15 protein-coding genes are annotated in these 15,678 nt (G+C 67.2%); 10 read left to right on the top strand and 5 right to left on the bottom strand.

Annotation, left to right across the window (positions count from 1 at the left end):
• Window positions 1-2 precede the first annotated feature (2 nt).
• Window positions 3-2,669 carry a sensor histidine kinase gene (locus AC5P74_RS09140; RefSeq protein ID WP_495222484.1) on the bottom strand — a complete coding sequence of 889 codons (2,667 nt, stop codon included), beginning with the start codon at window positions 2,667-2,669 and terminating at the stop codon, window positions 3-5.
• A gap of 220 nt (window positions 2,670-2,889) precedes the next feature.
• Between AC5P74_RS09140 and AC5P74_RS09135 the strand changes: the two genes are divergently transcribed.
• A complete protein-coding gene (locus AC5P74_RS09135; RefSeq protein WP_171957048.1) occupies window positions 2,890-3,762 on the top strand; it encodes a hypothetical protein in 873 nt (290 codons plus the stop codon).
• Between the two features lie 42 nt (window positions 3,763-3,804).
• Here AC5P74_RS09135 and AC5P74_RS09130 read toward each other — a convergent pair whose 3' ends face one another.
• Window positions 3,805-4,230, bottom strand: coding sequence for an organic hydroperoxide resistance protein (locus tag AC5P74_RS09130; protein WP_005416694.1), 426 nt, complete (start codon window positions 4,228-4,230; stop codon window positions 3,805-3,807).
• 117 nt (window positions 4,231-4,347) lie between these two features.
• Window positions 4,348-5,013 carry a TraX family protein gene (locus tag AC5P74_RS09125; RefSeq protein WP_346607281.1) on the bottom strand — a complete coding sequence of 222 codons (666 nt, stop codon included), beginning with the start codon at window positions 5,011-5,013 and terminating at the stop codon, window positions 4,348-4,350.
• A gap of 114 nt (window positions 5,014-5,127) precedes the next feature.
• Here AC5P74_RS09125 and pip point away from each other — a divergent pair, with 114 nt between their 5' ends.
• From pip to AC5P74_RS09085, 8 genes are all read left to right on the top strand, one after another.
• Window positions 5,128-6,075, top strand: coding sequence for a prolyl aminopeptidase (pip, locus tag AC5P74_RS09120; protein ID WP_346607282.1), 948 nt, complete (start codon window positions 5,128-5,130; stop codon window positions 6,073-6,075).
• Between the two features lie 318 nt (window positions 6,076-6,393).
• Window positions 6,394-6,693, top strand: coding sequence for an EF-hand domain-containing protein (locus AC5P74_RS09115; protein WP_053500233.1), 300 nt, complete (start codon window positions 6,394-6,396; stop codon window positions 6,691-6,693).
• A 293-nt stretch (window positions 6,694-6,986) separates the two neighbouring features.
• Entirely contained in the window at window positions 6,987-7,286 is a 300-nt protein-coding gene (locus tag AC5P74_RS09110) for a hypothetical protein (protein ID WP_006447714.1), read from the top strand.
• Between the two features lie 63 nt (window positions 7,287-7,349).
• Entirely contained in the window at window positions 7,350-10,109 is a 2,760-nt protein-coding gene (gene mgtA, locus AC5P74_RS09105; protein ID WP_495204884.1) for a magnesium-translocating P-type ATPase, read from the top strand.
• A 31-nt stretch (window positions 10,110-10,140) separates the two neighbouring features.
• Window positions 10,141-10,878 (top strand): MgtC/SapB family protein, encoded by a 738-nt coding sequence (locus AC5P74_RS09100; RefSeq protein ID WP_346607284.1) that lies wholly within the window; start codon window positions 10,141-10,143, stop codon window positions 10,876-10,878.
• Window positions 10,879-11,114: 236 nt separating this feature from the next.
• Entirely contained in the window at window positions 11,115-12,170 is a 1,056-nt protein-coding gene (locus tag AC5P74_RS09095; protein ID WP_346607285.1) for a sensor histidine kinase, read from the top strand.
• Entirely contained in the window at window positions 12,163-12,804 is a 642-nt protein-coding gene (locus AC5P74_RS09090; RefSeq protein ID WP_070489584.1) for a response regulator transcription factor, read from the top strand. Before AC5P74_RS09095 ends, AC5P74_RS09090 begins: the two co-directional genes overlap by 8 nt.
• Window positions 12,801-13,316: a DUF1697 domain-containing protein gene (locus AC5P74_RS09085; protein WP_070489586.1), complete on the top strand. Its 516-nt coding sequence runs from the start codon at window positions 12,801-12,803 to the stop codon at window positions 13,314-13,316. The genes AC5P74_RS09090 and AC5P74_RS09085 overlap by 4 nt, the downstream gene beginning before the upstream one ends.
• Here the strand turns inward: AC5P74_RS09085 and AC5P74_RS09080 are convergent.
• On the bottom strand, window positions 13,313-13,705 hold the full coding sequence (locus tag AC5P74_RS09080) for a DUF3224 domain-containing protein (RefSeq protein WP_065177726.1): 393 nt from the start codon (window positions 13,703-13,705) through the stop codon (window positions 13,313-13,315). The genes AC5P74_RS09085 and AC5P74_RS09080 overlap by 4 nt on opposite strands.
• Before the next feature lie 31 nt (window positions 13,706-13,736).
• A complete protein-coding gene (locus AC5P74_RS09075) occupies window positions 13,737-14,171 on the bottom strand; it encodes an EamA family transporter (protein ID WP_070489588.1) in 435 nt (144 codons plus the stop codon).
• 303 nt (window positions 14,172-14,474) lie between these two features.
• On the opposite strand from AC5P74_RS09075, the gene AC5P74_RS09070 reads away from it, so the two are divergent.
• A complete protein-coding gene (locus AC5P74_RS09070; RefSeq protein ID WP_346607286.1) occupies window positions 14,475-15,671 on the top strand; it encodes a cell surface protein in 1,197 nt (398 codons plus the stop codon).
• The last annotated feature ends 7 nt before the right edge of the window (window positions 15,672-15,678 follow it).

Below are 15,678 nucleotides of genomic sequence, written 5' to 3'. Positions count from 1 at the left end.
ATTTATCCGATTGCGACATTGGCTGGCGGTTCTGGCTCGCTTTGAACCAGAGCCTGATACAGCGATTCGCTGGCATAGCAGGACACCACCTGCCCCTCCCCTTGCCACTGCGGACGCAGCGGACCTTCGCGGCAGACCCGCACCCACGCACGGCCAGAGCGCAACACCCCCTCCCATTCACCCGGGCCAGGCTCGAACATCACCACCGTCGCCTCCTCGGGAAGTTCCAGCCATGGGGCCTGTGCCAGCACTTGCGGTGTGACCACTTGTGCGCCGAAGCCGCGCAGCCGCCGCTCAAGTTCGGTGCGCCACGGCCCGGCAGCGGCCAACAGGCCCACCACCCGGCCTGCCAGTGGTACGGCCGCGACCTGCGTGACCGAGGTCGCCAGCGGGGTTTCGAACGCGAAACGGCTGCCGACCCCAGGCGTGCTTTCCACCCAGATCCGGCCGCCCATGCGTTCACAGAGCTGCTGGCATAACGCCAGGCCCAGCCCGGAGCCGCCAAATCGCGACAGGATGGTGGTGTCTGCCTGCACGAAGGGTTGGAACAGGCGGTCGCACTCTGCCTGGCTCAGGCCGATGCCGGAATCGGTCGCCTCCAAACGCAACCAGGCCTGGGCAGCCTCGCGACGGCATGACACACCCAGCTGCACGCGACCGGACGCGGTGAACTTCAGCGCATTGCTGGCCAGGTTGCGCAGCACCCGCTCGATCGCCGCCATCGGCGCCACGGCACCTTCCGGCACGTCGGCGCCCACCACGCAATCGAGCTGCAGGCCCTTGGCATTGGCCATCGGGGCGTACAGCAGTGCCACCCGCTCGAGCATCGCCGCCGGTGAGAACCGCTCGGGCGACAATGTCCACTGGCCGGACTCGATGCGCGACAGGTCCAGCACGTCGGTGATGATATCCATGAGCGAATCGGTCGACTGGCGCAGGCGCAGTACCCGTTCCATCGACTCTGACGGCAGCGGCCCGCGCGCCAGCAGTTCCAGATGGCCGATGATGCCGTGCAGCGGCGTGCGGATCTCGTGGCTCATCTCTGCCACGAAATTCGACTTGGCGCGGCTGCGTGATTCGGCGGCGGCGGTCAGTTCCTGCTCGGCCAGCAGGGCGCGCATGTCGTCGCTGATGTCTTCCACCATCAGCAGCACGCCTCCCGGCCACGCGTGCCCGCCGCAGTGGACATGGGTACGGTGGAACAGTCGCTGCTGCGGATCGCTGGCCAGCGGCAGCTCGCCGCCGAGGATGACCGGGCCATCGGCCAGATCAGCCTGTTCGACCGCGGCGCGCAGCTGTGGAATCAAGCGGCCACCGCTGGCGCGGTCCATCCGCTGCAGGGGACTGTTGAGGTCCTGTACCTCACCACTGCGGGCATCCAGCAGCGCGACCCCGACTGGAACATAGTCCAGCAGCAGGCGCAGGCGCTGGTCGCGTGCGTAGATCGCCTTGACCTGGCGCAGCGCCGGCATGTACATGCGCTTGTGCAGCCACAGCAGGAAGATCCACAGCACGGCCAGCGCGGCGATCAGCGAGGCGCCGCCCGACAGCAGCATCGGCGCAATGCCGCGCAGGATGTCGCGCCAGCGGTAGGTTTCCACCAGCGTCCAGGGCGTGCCATTCACCGCCAGCGCCAGGGTGAAGCGCCCGTTGTGGAAGCGTGCGCGGGTGGCATTGCCGAGCAGTACCCAGTCGGCGTCGGCGCCGCTGACATCACGTGCATCCTCGTGGCTGGAGAGCACGCGCAGGCCGTCACGGTCCAGCAACATCAGGTGGCCCTGGCTGTTGCGGCGAAGCAGCGCCTGCAAGCGCGCCAGCGGTTCGTACGCAACGAAGGTGGCAATGGGTGCATCTCCGGCGCTGGCCTGGAACACTGACACCAGCGAGGCTTGGCCGGTGATCGGATGGCGGCCGAAGGTGCGCTGCGGTGCGTCGCTGCGTGCCAGGCTCTCCAGCAGCGGCACCTGGTCATGCAGCGAGGCGGGGGCCAGCAGCTGCGCAGGAGCCCGCAGGTGCTCAAAGATCTCGTCGCGCGAGCGCGTGCCCAGTGCGTCGGCCAGGCTGCGCTCGGTCAGCCCCTTGTCCAGTGACAGATACTGTCCACTGGGATCAAAGAAGTAGGACGCTCCCACCGGCTCGCCTTCATCGGAGGTTCGGGTCAGGCGCTGGATCAACGAGACGGCGGCACTCAGCTGCAGGTAGCGCTTCAGCTCCTGCGGCTGCCACTGCAGTGTCTGCAGGCCGAGCGCCATCTGCGGGCGGCTGCTGTCGTCAGCCACCACCACCAACCGCTGCCCACCCTGCAGATAGGCCAGGTACATGGCATCGGAACTGGACTGGCCCAGCCGTACGTCGTGGCCCCAGGCGTACTCGGCCATGTTGGCCAGGCGGGCATAGCTGGCATCCTGTCGCGCCAGCTGGATCTGCAACGCGTTGTGGGCCCGGCGGAAATCGGCAATGCGCCGGGCCTCGTAGGCGTTCACCTGCACCACGATAAGCGTGATCAGCACGCTGATCGACAACAGACTGAGTACCGCCCCGCAGGCCAGCATCAGCCGCCGCGGGTAGCGCCGCAGTGCCTGCAGCTCGCCGCCATCGGCCGGACCCGCCCCGGCACGGGCGTGCAGGCGATACAGGGACGCTGCAATGGCTGGACGGGACGATGGCATGGCAACAGGCGGCGCGGTGCGCTCGCGTAACTCGAAAGGAGAGCCAGCATGCGTCGGCGGCGCCCGCGTCGATGTAGGACGATGTCCAATTTCGGGGTTTGGGGTGTCGCATTCCCCCCCACTATTCACGCCAACCCACAATTCGTACTTGTCCGGTTCCTGTCCATTGCGCCCGCCGCAACCCTGTCATCTCGAAACGGCAGGGCGCGGAGAGACGGCAATGTGGGCACGACGCATGGGCGAACGCTGGTGGCTGCTGCGGCTGCTCAGCCGGCATGCACTCGATCAGGCCAGCCTGCGCCTGGGCGGCTTCGCCGCGCGCCTGCTGTCACCGTCGCAGCAACGGCGCGTCGCCTGCCAGATCTCTGCCGTGCTGGGATCCTGCCTGCAGACCCGTCGCTACCAGCGCACCTGTAGCGCCCTGCAACAGGTCGGCCTGCCCGCCGGCACGGCGAGCAGACTGGGCAGCATCATGCTGGCACATGCGTGGTTGCGGCGCATGCGCCTGCGCCACCTGCGCTCACTCCCCTTCCCCGCCGTGAAACGGCATGCGCGCCTGATCACCTGGAAAGACCCCCAGGCGCTCTGGGCAGCAGGAGCCGGCAGGCGCCGGGTGGTCTGCGTGCTACCCACCGGTGATGTCGAACTGGCCATCGCCGCCGTGCTGGACCGGCCGGGTGCGCCGGCACACTACTTCATCCGCTGCCCGCACGCTCCAGGGTCGGCCGAGCATCGAATCCTGTCGGCACTGCAGGGCCAGGGCCATCGCCTGGACATCGGATCATCGTCCATGCCCGGCCAGGGCTGGCGGCAGCTGCAACGTGGCGCCACGATCATCGCGCTGCTGGATCCGCTGCTGATGGTACGTTCCGCGCTGCCGGGCCATCGTCACCCCGCACCGTTGCGGCTTGCGCGACTGGCGCGGGTGCCGGTGCTGCTTGCCGGGCATCGCAACGATGACGACGGCGCCGGCACCCTGCACGTGCTGGGTGAGTTCCGGCTGGATGGGAGCGCTGCGCAGTCGGACGCGCTGTACAGCACGGTGCAGGCATTTCTCGCGGCATCACCACTGGACTGGATGGCGCCGGGGTAAACCCGAAGGCCGCAGCGGGCGCGTCCCGCTGCGGCGGTTGGGTCAGGCTACGATGAGCGCGACGTTGATGTTGTTGCGGGTGGCATGCGAGTACGGGCATACCACGTGGGCCTTGCTGACCAGATCACGTGCCTGCTCGCTGTCGACGCCCGGCAACGAGATGGTCAGCGCGACGTCGATGGCGAAGCCGGTGCTGACCGGGCCGATGCCAACGCGACCGGTAACCGAAGCATTGTCGGGGATGCTCACGCCCTCGTGGCCAGCGACATGGCGCAGCGCGCCGAGGAAACACGCCGAGTAACCTGCGGCGAACAACTGCTCCGGGTTGGTGCCCGTCCCGCCAGTCCCACCCAGTTCTGCCGGCGTGGACAGCGCGATATCGAGCATCCTGTCCGATGAGGTGGCGTGGCCCTCGCGACCACCGACGGCGGTGGCCTGGGCGGTGTACAGGATCTGTTCAATGCTCATGGAGTGCTCCTTTGCGTGGTTGCGCGACCGCGGACGCGGCCGGAAGCCGCATCGTGGAAGCAGGATCGAGCACGTTCCATCGGACAGGGACGATAGCCGCCACCCTGCAGCGACGAATCAGGCGCGCAGCAGCACGTACGCAGCAAGCACCCCCAGGTGCCCGACGTAGTAGAGATAGAACGCCCACCGCCAGCGCGGCAGTGGCCATGTCACCCGCGCGGCCAGCAGCACCACCGGTACGGCCAGCAATGCCCAGCCGTTGTGGTTCGCCCAGCACACCGCTGCGAGCCCGACCAGCAGCAGCCACCACGCGCGATGCCGGAACGCGATCCATCCCAGCAGCACGCAGCCGACACCCGCCCACTGGTAATCCACGAACATCGGCAGCACGCCGGCAGCCAGCAACAGCAGAACGGGCCGATGGTTCGCCAGCGCATGAACGGCCACGACCGCCAAAGTGAAGGTAAGCAGGATGTTGAGCGGCAGCCAGGAACCAAACGCGAATGCGTGCAATGGCTGCGCGATCAGCCCCCACAACGCGAGCCGGCGTATCGATTTGCGCAGGTCGGCCCCGGGCTGGGCCAGGTTGCAGGCCATCACCAGCGCGAACAGCGGGAAGGCAATGCGCCCCAGTTCGCTGACCACCGGTACGTAGCCGCCAAAGGCCACCTTGGCCACGTGATCACCGGTCATGGCCAGCAGTGCGATCCACTTCAGCAGCTCGCGCGCGCCGCTGCAGAGGGTGAAGTTGAAGGTTGACGTCCCGGTCGTGGTCGCTTGCATCGCGGAAGCTTATGCGCATCGGCCAGCCCATTTCCAGCGCCGAGCAGGAGCCCGTCGCTGCAGCCCGCAGGTGTCGGCGCTATGCTGGCCGCCCCAGCTTGTGAGACACCTGCCATGCGCACCCTGTACCCCGCCATCGAACCCTACCGCGAGTTCACCCTGCCGGTGAGCGATCTGCATACGCTGCATGTCGAAGAGTGCGGCACACCGGACGGCATTCCGGTGGTGTACCTGCACGGCGGCCCAGGCGCGGGCATTTCGCCCACCCATCGCCGTTTCTTCGATCCGGCACGCTACCGCATTGTGTTGATCGACCAGCGTGGCAGCGGCCGTTCCACCCCGTTCGGCGAGCTGCGCGACAACACCACGCAGGACCTGGTGGCCGACATCGAGAAGGTGCGTGAGCACCTGGGCATCGAGCGTTGGCTGGTTTATGGCGGCTCCTGGGGGTCGACCCTGTCACTGGCCTACGCACAGGCGCATCCCGAGCGCGCCACCGGCCTGATCGTGCGCGGCGTATTCCTCGGCCGCGAAATGGAAAACCGCTGGTTCGCCGAGGCCAACGGCGGTGCGCGCTGGATCTTCCCGGAGCGCTGGGACCGCTATGAGGCCTACATTCCGGAAGCCGAGCGCGGCGACATGATCGCAGCCTACTGGAGCCGCATGGAAAGCCCGGATGAAGCGATCCGGATCGAAGCCGCGCAGGCCTGGCTGGGCTGGGAAGACAACGCGGCCACCCTGCAGCATGATGTGGACGCCGAGTCCACCGATGACCCGCTGGACACACTGGCCAAGGCCCGCATCGAGGCGCACTACTTCCGCAACGGCATCTTCCTGGAACCGGACCAGCTGCTGCGCGATATGGATCGCATCCGCCACCTGCCGGGCGTGATCGTGCAGGGGCGCTACGACATCATCTGCCCGCCGCGCAGCGCCTGGGACCTGGCCAAGGCCTGGCCGGAAGCCCGGCTGGAGATGGTGACCTCCGGCCACAGCGCGAACGAGCCGGCCACGGTGGATGCGCTGGTGCGGGCCACGGACGCCTTTGCCGACCGCTTCTGAAGGGAGGGTAGTGCCGGCCGCTGGCCGGCATTCCACCGTAGGAAGGTAAAGTCGACTGTCAGTCGACTGCTCTTGGCAGGAAGCTGAAAGCCCCGCGCCGCGCGCGATCGTCGACTGGCAGTCGACTCTACCGAGCCGTCTCCGTCGAGCCACCTCGCCCAGGCGTCTCCGCGCAGTCGTAGCTGCGTGGCCCGGTGAATGGCAACCCACCGGCAACGGTCCACGGGCCCCATTCTTCGCAGCCCACTTACAGCCTCCCGCAGAAGATCCGGCCGTGACCACCGCACCGGTAGTCCGCCTTCTCTTCAGGAGCACGCCATGATCGCTTGTCGCTACCTTCCCATTGCACTCTCGCTTTGTGCGGCCCTGCTGCTGGGTGCCTGTTCCAGGACCCAGGAGGCGAGCAAGGCCACCGCCGCCGAGGACGTCACCGAAGTGAAGTTGATACCGCCGTACGAGTCGCTGGACAGGGACAAGGACGGCATCGTCACCCTGGCGGAAGTCGATGCAATAGCACCGGACTGGGCCGAACGCCTGCATGCCTGCGATACCGACCGTGACAAGACGTTGACCCGTGGCGAGTACGACGTGTGCAAGCAGACCAGCGCTTCGCATTGATCCATCACTGAACCCTCGATTGGCGCTGTGCATGCCCGGCTATACCAAGGTATAGCCGGGCTAACCCACGAGTCTCTAGGCCTGTCCCATTCAGGGGCGGACAATAGCACCACTGGCCAGGGCAACCCTGGCTGGCACCTTTCCCTCATGGAGACGCAGATGGACCCCGACCCTGCCGGGTGCGCCGCACCCCGGATCACCGCTTGTTGCCTGTTCCTGGCGCCTGCCCGCCGGTCCCTGCCTGCCTGAGTGACGGGGGATCGCCAGGTGCCGCCTGCCTGGAGATCGCCCCCATGTCCTACAAGATCCTCTACATCACCCTGCGCCGCCTGATCGGTGAGCGCGATGTTGCCGCGCTGCGCAGCCAGCTGCTGCAGCACGGCCCGGTCATGTTCGCCCGTTCGCTGTCGCTCGGCTCGCCACGCGTGGTGGCCGACGCGCTGTCGCTGCTGCCGATCAGCGAACGTATCAACGTGCTGCGCCACCTGCCCTACCCGCTGCGCGATGCGATGAAGCCGCTGTGCATCGGTGGCAGCCAGCGCCTGCACATGCAGCCGTGGTCGCCCGCGGTGCTGGCGATGCGCCACGCCTGACCTGATCCAACCGTTCCGTTCGTGTTCCGGCCCCGGCCGGCTCTGACATTCGAGGAGAGTCCCATGAGCCTGCTTAACGCCTGGTTCAACGCCTTCCTGCGCAGCCGTCGCGCAGGCTACCTGTTCCGCCGCCGCGCGATGCCCGAAGCCGGGTTTGGTCCGGGCAGCGCCGAAGCGGCGCCGTTCGCGCTCACCACCGGCCTGGTCACCCTCGCCCAGCGGGACGAAGCCGAGCTGCTGGCCACGCTGGGCTCGCATGCCGATGGTCTCAGTCCCCATGAGGCCGAGGAGCGACTGGCCACGCTCGGCCCCAATGAGGTGGATCACGAAAAGCCGCTGCCGTGGTGGCGCCACCTGTGGCAGTGCTACCGCAATCCGTTCAACCTGCTGCTGACCGTGCTGGCGGCGGTGTCCTGGCTGACCGAGGACATCAAGGCGACGATCGTCATCGGTGCGATGGTGCTGCTGTCCACGCTGATCCGCTTCGTGCAGGAGGGTCGTTCGAACCGAGCGGCCGAGCGGCTGAAGGCACTGGTCGGCAACACTGCGCGCGTGCTGCGCCGCAATCCCGGCACCGAGGCTGCGTATGTGGCAGACCAGTACTTCGGCGCGCGCCTGCACAGCCGTCGCCCTGCACGCCTGCTGGACCTGCCGATCCGTGAACTGGTGCCCGGCGACCACATCGTGCTGTCGGCAGGCGACATGATTCCGGCCGATTGCCGCGTGCTGAACGCCAAGGACCTGTTCGTGGCGCAGGCGGCGATGACCGGCGAGTCGCTGCCGGTGGAGAAATTCGCGCACCCGGGCGATGGCCTGGCCGGCCTGCTGGAACAGCACAACCTGCTGTTCATGGGTACCAACGTGGTGTCCGGTACGGCCACCGCCATTGTGCTGGCCACCGGTAACGGCACCTACTTCGGCACCCTGGCCCAGCGCAGCACCGCCACCGACCGTGCGCCCACCGCATTCCAGGCCGGCGTCAACAGTGTCAGCTGGCTGCTGATCCGCTTCGCGCTGGTGATGGTGCCGTTCGTGCTGCTGATCAACGGCTGGACCAAGGGCGACTGGACCGAGGCGTTCCTGTTCGCGCTGTCGGTGGCGGTGGGCCTGACGCCGGAAATGCTGCCGATGATCGTCACTTCCACCCTGGCCAAGGGCGCGGTGCTGCTGTCGCGGCGCAAGGTGATCGTCAAGCGCCTGGATGCCATCCAGAACTTCGGTGCGATGGAAGTGCTGTGCACCGACAAGACCGGTACGCTCACCCAGGACAGGATCGCGCTGGAGCGCCACACCGATGTGTTCGGCCACGATTCGGAGGATGTGCTGAAGTTCGCCTACCTCAACAGCCACTTCCAGACCGGCCTGATCAACCTGCTGGACCGTGCGGTACTGGAGCACGTGGAGTTGCAGAGTTCGCTGCGGCTGTCGCAGGACTACCACAAGGTGGATGAGATCCCGTTCGACTTCGAGCGCCGCCGCATGTCGGTGGTGGTCTCCGAGCGCGAGGACCACCATGAGCTGATCTGCAAGGGGGCGGTAGAAGAGATGCTGGCAGTCTGCAGCACCGTGCGTGAAAACGGCCAGGACATGCCGCTGGACGAGCGTCGCCTGGCGCGGGTGCGGCAGACCACCGAGGAACTGAACGAACAGGGCCTGCGCGTGGTGGCGGTAGCGATGAAGGAGACCGCGGCCAGCCGGACCACCTATTCGCAGGCCGACGAATGCGGCCTGACCCTGATCGGCTACGTGGCGTTCCTCGACCCGCCGAAGGAATCGGCCGCGCAGGCGCTGCAGGCGCTGGCCGCGCATGGCGTGGAGGTCAAGGTCTTCACCGGTGACAACGAACTGGTAACCGCGCGTGTCTGCGCGCAGGTGGGGCTGGACACCGACACCATCCTGACCGGGCCGCAGATCGAGCGCATGGACGACGGCGCGCTGTCGCGGGCGCTGCACCACCATCGCGTGTTCGCCCGGCTGACGCCGCTGCACAAGGAGCGCCTGGTGCGCGAGCTGCGTGCTCAGGGCAAGGTGGTCGGCTTCCTCGGCGACGGCATCAATGATGCACCGGCGCTGCGCGCAGCCGACATCGGCATCAGCGTGGACAGTGCGGTGGACATCGCCAAGGAGGCGGCCGACATCATCCTGCTGGAAAAGAACCTGATGGTGCTGGAGGAAGGTGTCATCCAGGGCCGGCGCACGTTCAACAACATGCTGAAGTACATCCGCATGACCGCCAGCTCCAACTTCGGCAACGTGTTCTCGGTGCTGGTGGCCTCGGCCTTCCTGCCGTTCCTGCCGATGCTGCCGCTGCAGCTGCTGGTGCAGAACCTGCTGTACGACATCTCGCAGATCGCCATTCCGTTCGACAACGTGGACGAGGAGCTGGTGCGCAAGCCGCTGAAGTGGAACCCGGCGGACATCGGCCGCTTCATGGTGTTCTTCGGGCCGATCAGCTCGATCTTCGACCTGAGCTGCTTCGCGCTGATGTGGTACGTGTTCGATGCACGCACGCCGTCCGACCAGGGCCTGTTCCAGTCCGGCTGGTTCGTGGTCGGCCTGCTGACCCAGACCCTGATCGTGCACATGATCCGCACGCCGAAGCTGCCGTTCCTGCAGAGCATCGCCGCGCCGCCACTGCTGCTGATGACCGGCCTGATCATGGCCATTGGCGTGGCCCTGCCGATGAGCCCGCTGGCCGGCTACTTCAAGCTGCAGGCGCTGCCGGCCGGCTACTGGCCGTTCCTGGTCGCGATCCTGTTCGGCTACGCGGTGCTGACCACTGCGCTGAAGCGGTTCTACATCCGTCGTTACGGCTGGCAGTAAGCGCCCGCCGCTTTGTCCAGGGAGAAACACAATGGACATCAATCCGAACCTGCCGGTGTTCAACGCCGGCGCCACGCTCAGCTCGCTGATCAGCCTGTCGGTGGCGTTCGTGCTGGGCACGGTCATCGGCCTGGAACGCCAGCTGCGGCAACGCACCGCCGGCCTGCGTACCAACACGCTGGTGGCGGTGGGAGCGGCGGTGTTCGTCGATCTGGCGGTGCGCTTCCATGACCTGTACGGCGGTCCACCGTCACCGCTGCATGTGGTGGCCTATGTGATCTCCGGCGTCGGCTTCCTTGGTGCCGGCGCGATCATGAAGGACGGCGCGCAGGTGTCTGGCCTGAACACCGCCGCCACCTTGTGGGGATCGGCGGCGGTGGGAGCATGCGCCGGTATCAAGCTGCTGCCCGAAGCAGTGCTCGCCGCGGTGTTCGTGCTGGCCGCCAACACCCTGCTGCGGCCGGTGGTGAACCGCATCCAGCGGCAGCCGCTGCCGGAAGCGTTCAGCGAGGCAACCTATGCGATCAACGTGGTCTGCCAGCGCGAGCAGCAGGCCGAGATACTGGACCAGCTGTTGCTGCTGCTTGAGCAGGCGCAGTACCCGGTGCGCGCGGTGGACCAGCGCCCGTTCGGCGAGCGCGACGTGGAAATCGAAGCGGTGCTGTATGCCACCACGGTGGATGCCGGCGAACTGGATGCGGTACTGGCGACGCTGGCGACCACGCCCGGCGTGCTGCAGGGGTTCTGGAACGCCAGCCTGGAGGATTAGTGCCGGCCGCTGGCCGGCAACTTCATGCCCCCCGGGTGCACCGTGCATCGCTTTGGTGGGTGCCGACCGTTGGTCGGCACAAGCCCTCATCGCCCCGCCGTTCAAGTGCTGTGCCGACCAACGGCCGGCACCTACCAGGAGCCGGCACCCACCGCGCAGGAGCACGCCGACCAGGGTCGGCATCCATCCAAAGGCGGCTTTGCTATCCTTTCCGCCCACGCCAGGGAGCCGTCCCGATGCCATCGCTGTCGCCCCGCCGCCCACTGGTGCTGCTGGCCCTGATCGTCGTGATGGCGGCGATCTTCCTGATCGACACCGTCACCGATTACGCGGTTGCCGCTGCCTGCTTCTACGCGGCGGTCATCCTGGCCGCATCGCGCGTGATGGGCGCACGCGGGTTGATCACCCTGGCCATTACCTGCATCGCGCTGACCGGGCTGAGCTTCTTCCTGACCCGCTTCGGCACCTATCGCATCGGCCTGGTCAACTCGGTGATCGGCATGCTGGTGATCGGCATCACCACCTACCTCGCGCTGAACATGGAAGCGGCCAAGGCCGCCGTGCAGGAAGCACAGGGCCGCCTGCTGCGCGTGGCGCGCGCTTCCACCGTGGGCGAGCTCACCACCTCCATCGCGCATGAAGTGAACCAGCCGCTGGCGGCCATCGCCAGCAGCGCCGAAGCCTGCCAGCGTTGGCTCGCGCAGGACCCACCGAACGTGGACAAGGCCCGGCAGACCGTGGCCCGCATCCTGGCCGATGCACACCGCGCAGGCGACGTGATCGCCCGCATCCGCGGCCTGACCCAGGGCGCGGCACCGCAGCGACGCGCCTTCGATCTGAACCAGGCGGTGGCGGAAATGCTGGCGCTGTCGCGCAGCGAGCTGGACCGGCATGGCGTGGCCGTGGCGCTGCTGCTGGACGCCGAACTGCCACCGGTGCAGGCCGACCGCGTGCAGGTGCAGCAGGTGATCGGCAACCTGATCCTCAATGCGGTGGACGCGATGGAGACCGTGCCCACCGCCGACCGGCGCTTGTCCCTGCTGACCCGGCGCGACGGCCAGCGGGTCAGCCTCAGCGTCCGTGATCGCGGTGTCGGCCTGCCCGCCGATCATCCCGAACGCGTCTTCGATGCCTTCTGGACCACCAAGTCGCACGGTCTGGGGCTGGGTCTCAGCCTGAGCCGCTCGATGATCGAAGCCAACGACGGCCAGATCCGTGCCGAACGACCGGCAGGCGGCGGTGCCTGCTTTGTGTTCGACCTGCCCATTGCCACGGACGCCCACCATGCGTAAGCCCACTGCCGCCAACCCCGATCCGGCACCCATCGTCTATGTGGTCGACGACGATCCGTCGGTGCGCGCGGCACTGGAAGACCTGCTGGCCTCGATGGGCCTGCAGGTGCGGGCCTTCGCCTCCACCCAGGCCTTCCTCGAACACGCGCTGGAAGACGCACCGGCATGCCTCGTGCTGGACGTGCGCATGCCCGGCCAGAGCGGTCTTGAATTCCATCGCACGATGAGCAGCCACGGCCTGCAGCTGCCGGTGGTGTTCATCACCGGCCACGGCGACATCGCGATGGGCGTCAACGCGATCAAGGACGGCGCCATCGAATTCCTCACCAAGCCCTTCCGTGACCAGGAACTGCTCGATGCCATCCACAAGGGCATCGAGATCGACCGCCAGCGCCGCCGCGAGGGCGAGGCACTCGGCGCGCTGCAGCTGCGCTGGGACACCCTCAATGCCGGCGAGCGCGAGGTGGTCGATGGCGTGGTGCGCGGCCGCCTCAACAAGCAGATCGCCGGCGATCTGGGCGTCAGCGAGATCACGGTGAAGGTGCGCCGTGCGCAGGTGATGCGCAAGATGGGCGCACGCACCCTGGTTGACCTGGTGCGCATGTACGACCGCCTGCAGGCGGGTACGCCATGAACGTCCACGTCGCGCTGCTGCGCGCGGTCAACGTCGGCGGCACCGGCAAGCTGCCGATGCGCGAACTGGTGGCGATGTGCGAGGACGCAGGCTTCACCGATGTCCGCACCTACATCGCCAGCGGCAATGTGGTGTTCCGCAGCGGGCTTGATGAATCCACCGTACGGGAGGCCCTCGCCCAACGGCTGCAGGCGTACGCCGGCAAGCCGCTGGGCGTGCTGGTGCGCTCGGCCAACGAGATCGCCGGCGTGGTGGCACGCAACCCGTTTGCGCAGGCCGCCGGCAACCGTGTGGTCGCGCTGTTCCTCGACGGCAGCCTGCCTGCCGATCCGCTGGACGGCGTGACCGGCCGGCGCGACGAACAGCTCGCACTCGGCACGCGCGAGATCTTCATCCACTACGGTGCCGGCATGGCCGACTCGCGCTTGCGTATTCCCGGTTCGGCACAGGGCACGGCACGCAATCTCAACACCGTCGCCCGGCTCGCGGCGATGGCAGCGGAACTGCGCTAGCGCTCTTCCGGCAGGCTGTACAGGAGCCGGTAGTCATGGCGACCTTCGCTGATGGTGATCTCCAGCGTGCCGACCAGGCCCAGCAAGCCGTCACTGCCGGAATCAGGCACCACCACCACGCTCAGCTGCGGCGTGCCACGGGTCATCAACCCATTGTGCTGCAGGGTGAACGCGCCGTGTCGCCCGGCCAGCGTGGCCGTCACCCGCTCCATCGCCACGTAGCCGGCCGAGCCCTGCACCGGCGTGCGGAAGGCCAGCATCTGGCCGACGCTGCTGCCGTGCAGGTCGCCGGCAAAGGTCTTGTTGATCGACATCACCGCGATCGGGCCGTCATTGCCACCGATCGCCCGCAGATCCACTTCAAACGTACCGTGTGCTTCACCCTGCATCCTGCTCTCCCCTCTGGTCGGTTGAACGCGGCTACTTCTTCGTGGCCAGCACGATCACCCCGGTCAGCACCAGGCCGATGCCGCTCCACTCCCGCAGGCTGGGCCGCTCGCCCAGCAGAAGATAGGCCAGCACGATCACCAGTACCACGCTGAACTTGTCCACCACCGCCACCTTGGCCAGCTCACCGCTCTGCAATGCGCGGAAGTAGAACAGCCACGACGCACCGGTGGCCAGCGCCGACAGCACCAGGAACAGCTGGGTGCGCCCCGGCAGCAGCAACGGGTTGGACCATTTGCCGGTGACCACCACCAGCGGCAGGACTACCGCTGCCACCACCAGGGTGCGGATGGCCATGGCCAGGTCCGAGTCGACGCCCTTGACGCCGACTTTGGCGAACAGCGCGGTCATCGCCGCGAAGGCGGCAGACAGTCCAGCCCATATCAACCACTGCGGTACGTTCTGCACGGCCCCCTCGCTTGCCGGAACGGATGAGCGTGCGCCAACGCTACTCCACCCTGCCATCGGTGGGGCTTCACCTGCCCATCACCACCGCTACAATGGGTGAGGAATCGCCAGGGGGGCGATCTGCAGGGAATGCGCCATGCGTGAACAGGACACCACCCTCGCCCTTGCCGGGCCGTCGTCCCTTGACCGGGCCCGCCTGCCGTGCACCGCACGGCTGCTGCTTCCCCTCCCCTTCGTTTCGCAGCAACCTGCCCGTTCCGCATGGCAGGTTCCTCATCGCTTGCCCTGACCGGAGCCGTCGAAATGCCCGAGAACACCCTCCTTGCCACGCCGGCCGCCACCGCGCCGATCAAGTACCTCGACCGCGCCATGGCCACGCTGCGCAGCCTGGGCCTGGCCGCCCCCCAGGACAACAACGCACCGGCCATCGCGCTGGTCTCGCAGCTGTCCACCCTCGACCAGGGCCGCGTGGTGGCCATTGCCCGCGTGCTGCAGCAGTCCGGCCATTTCAATGCCGTGATGCGTGATGAAATCAGCTCGGCCAAGGTGTCCGACCGCTATACCGAGATCATCCGCGCCTTCGACAGCATCCGTGATGACGCCAGCGCCATGGTCGAGCAGGTGCGTGACGGCAAGATCGACATGGGCGAGCGCCTGCAGAACCTGTGGATGAAGGTCACCCGCGGCGACATCCCGAGTCGGTTCGAGAAGATCCGCCGTACGTTCCTGGACGTCAGCCGCGATTCGGCCGAGCAGCTGCAGCGCGAGTCGCGGGTGCTGGAGATGTACGGCGACTTCCGCCTGTCGATCAAGGATGCCGAGATCCAGGCCCATGAGCTGTTGAAGCTGCAGGAGCAGGCGCTGGCCGATGCGCGCGAGGCGCTGAAGCAGGCGCAGCAGCGCGTGGAATCGGCCGACCCGTCCGCCGATGCCGCCGACACCGGCCGCCTGGTCATGGCCCGCGACGAGGCCCTGCGCAACAACCAGGCCGAGGAGTCGCGCTACCAGCTGGCCAAGGACCTGGCCGAGAACCTGCAGGTGAACTACGCCACCTCCGAGGCGATCATGCTGCGCGTGCACCAGTCGCATGAGGTCAAGCGCCGCGTCAACGAGCGCTCGGTGGTGTTCTTCTCCACCAATGAGACCAGTTTCACCGCCTTGAACCTGGCATTCACCACGCAGATGGGCCTGCATGAGTCCACGCAGGCGCTCAATGCGATGACCGAGGGCACCTCCAAGGGCCTGGAAGCGGTGGCCAACATTGGCGACGACGTGCTGCACGAGGGTCTGAAGGCCGGCTACGGCGCCACCATCGGCGTCGATTCGGTGCGCAAGCTGGTCGATGCGGTGGTGCGCTTCCAGGAGACCTCGCTGCAGGAGATCGAGCAGCTGCGTGGACAGGCCACGCGCGATTCCGCGGAGATCGCCGAGTATGTCGAACAGGGCAAGCAGCGTTTCGCTGCCCTGCTGCAGGCACCGCCGAGCCCGGAGTCGCGCTGAGGTGAGT

This window comes from Stenotrophomonas sp. YJH_SMC_94-11 (assembly GCF_059370435.1).
Note: the sequence above shows the minus strand (reverse complement) of the source record. Positions and strands in the feature narration are given on the sequence as shown.

Coding starts and splice junctions, on each gene's coding strand:
- AC5P74_RS09140 (WP_495222484.1), bottom strand. CDS start 2,669: ATGCCATCGTCCCGTCCAGCCATTGCAGCGTCCCTGTATCGCCTGCAC.
- AC5P74_RS09135 (WP_171957048.1), top strand. CDS start 2,890: ATGTGGGCACGACGCATGGGCGAACGCTGGTGGCTGCTGCGGCTGCTC.
- AC5P74_RS09130 (WP_005416694.1), bottom strand. CDS start 4,230: ATGAGCATTGAACAGATCCTGTACACCGCCCAGGCCACCGCCGTCGGT.
- AC5P74_RS09125 (WP_346607281.1), bottom strand. CDS start 5,013: ATGCAAGCGACCACGACCGGGACGTCAACCTTCAACTTCACCCTCTGC.
- pip (WP_346607282.1), top strand. CDS start 5,128: ATGCGCACCCTGTACCCCGCCATCGAACCCTACCGCGAGTTCACCCTG.
- AC5P74_RS09115 (WP_053500233.1), top strand. CDS start 6,394: ATGATCGCTTGTCGCTACCTTCCCATTGCACTCTCGCTTTGTGCGGCC.
- AC5P74_RS09110 (WP_006447714.1), top strand. CDS start 6,987: ATGTCCTACAAGATCCTCTACATCACCCTGCGCCGCCTGATCGGTGAG.
- mgtA (WP_495204884.1), top strand. CDS start 7,350: ATGAGCCTGCTTAACGCCTGGTTCAACGCCTTCCTGCGCAGCCGTCGC.
- AC5P74_RS09100 (WP_346607284.1), top strand. CDS start 10,141: ATGGACATCAATCCGAACCTGCCGGTGTTCAACGCCGGCGCCACGCTC.
- AC5P74_RS09095 (WP_346607285.1), top strand. CDS start 11,115: ATGCCATCGCTGTCGCCCCGCCGCCCACTGGTGCTGCTGGCCCTGATC.
- AC5P74_RS09090 (WP_070489584.1), top strand. CDS start 12,163: ATGCGTAAGCCCACTGCCGCCAACCCCGATCCGGCACCCATCGTCTAT.
- AC5P74_RS09085 (WP_070489586.1), top strand. CDS start 12,801: ATGAACGTCCACGTCGCGCTGCTGCGCGCGGTCAACGTCGGCGGCACC.
- AC5P74_RS09080 (WP_065177726.1), bottom strand. CDS start 13,705: ATGCAGGGTGAAGCACACGGTACGTTTGAAGTGGATCTGCGGGCGATC.
- AC5P74_RS09070 (WP_346607286.1), top strand. CDS start 14,475: ATGCCCGAGAACACCCTCCTTGCCACGCCGGCCGCCACCGCGCCGATC.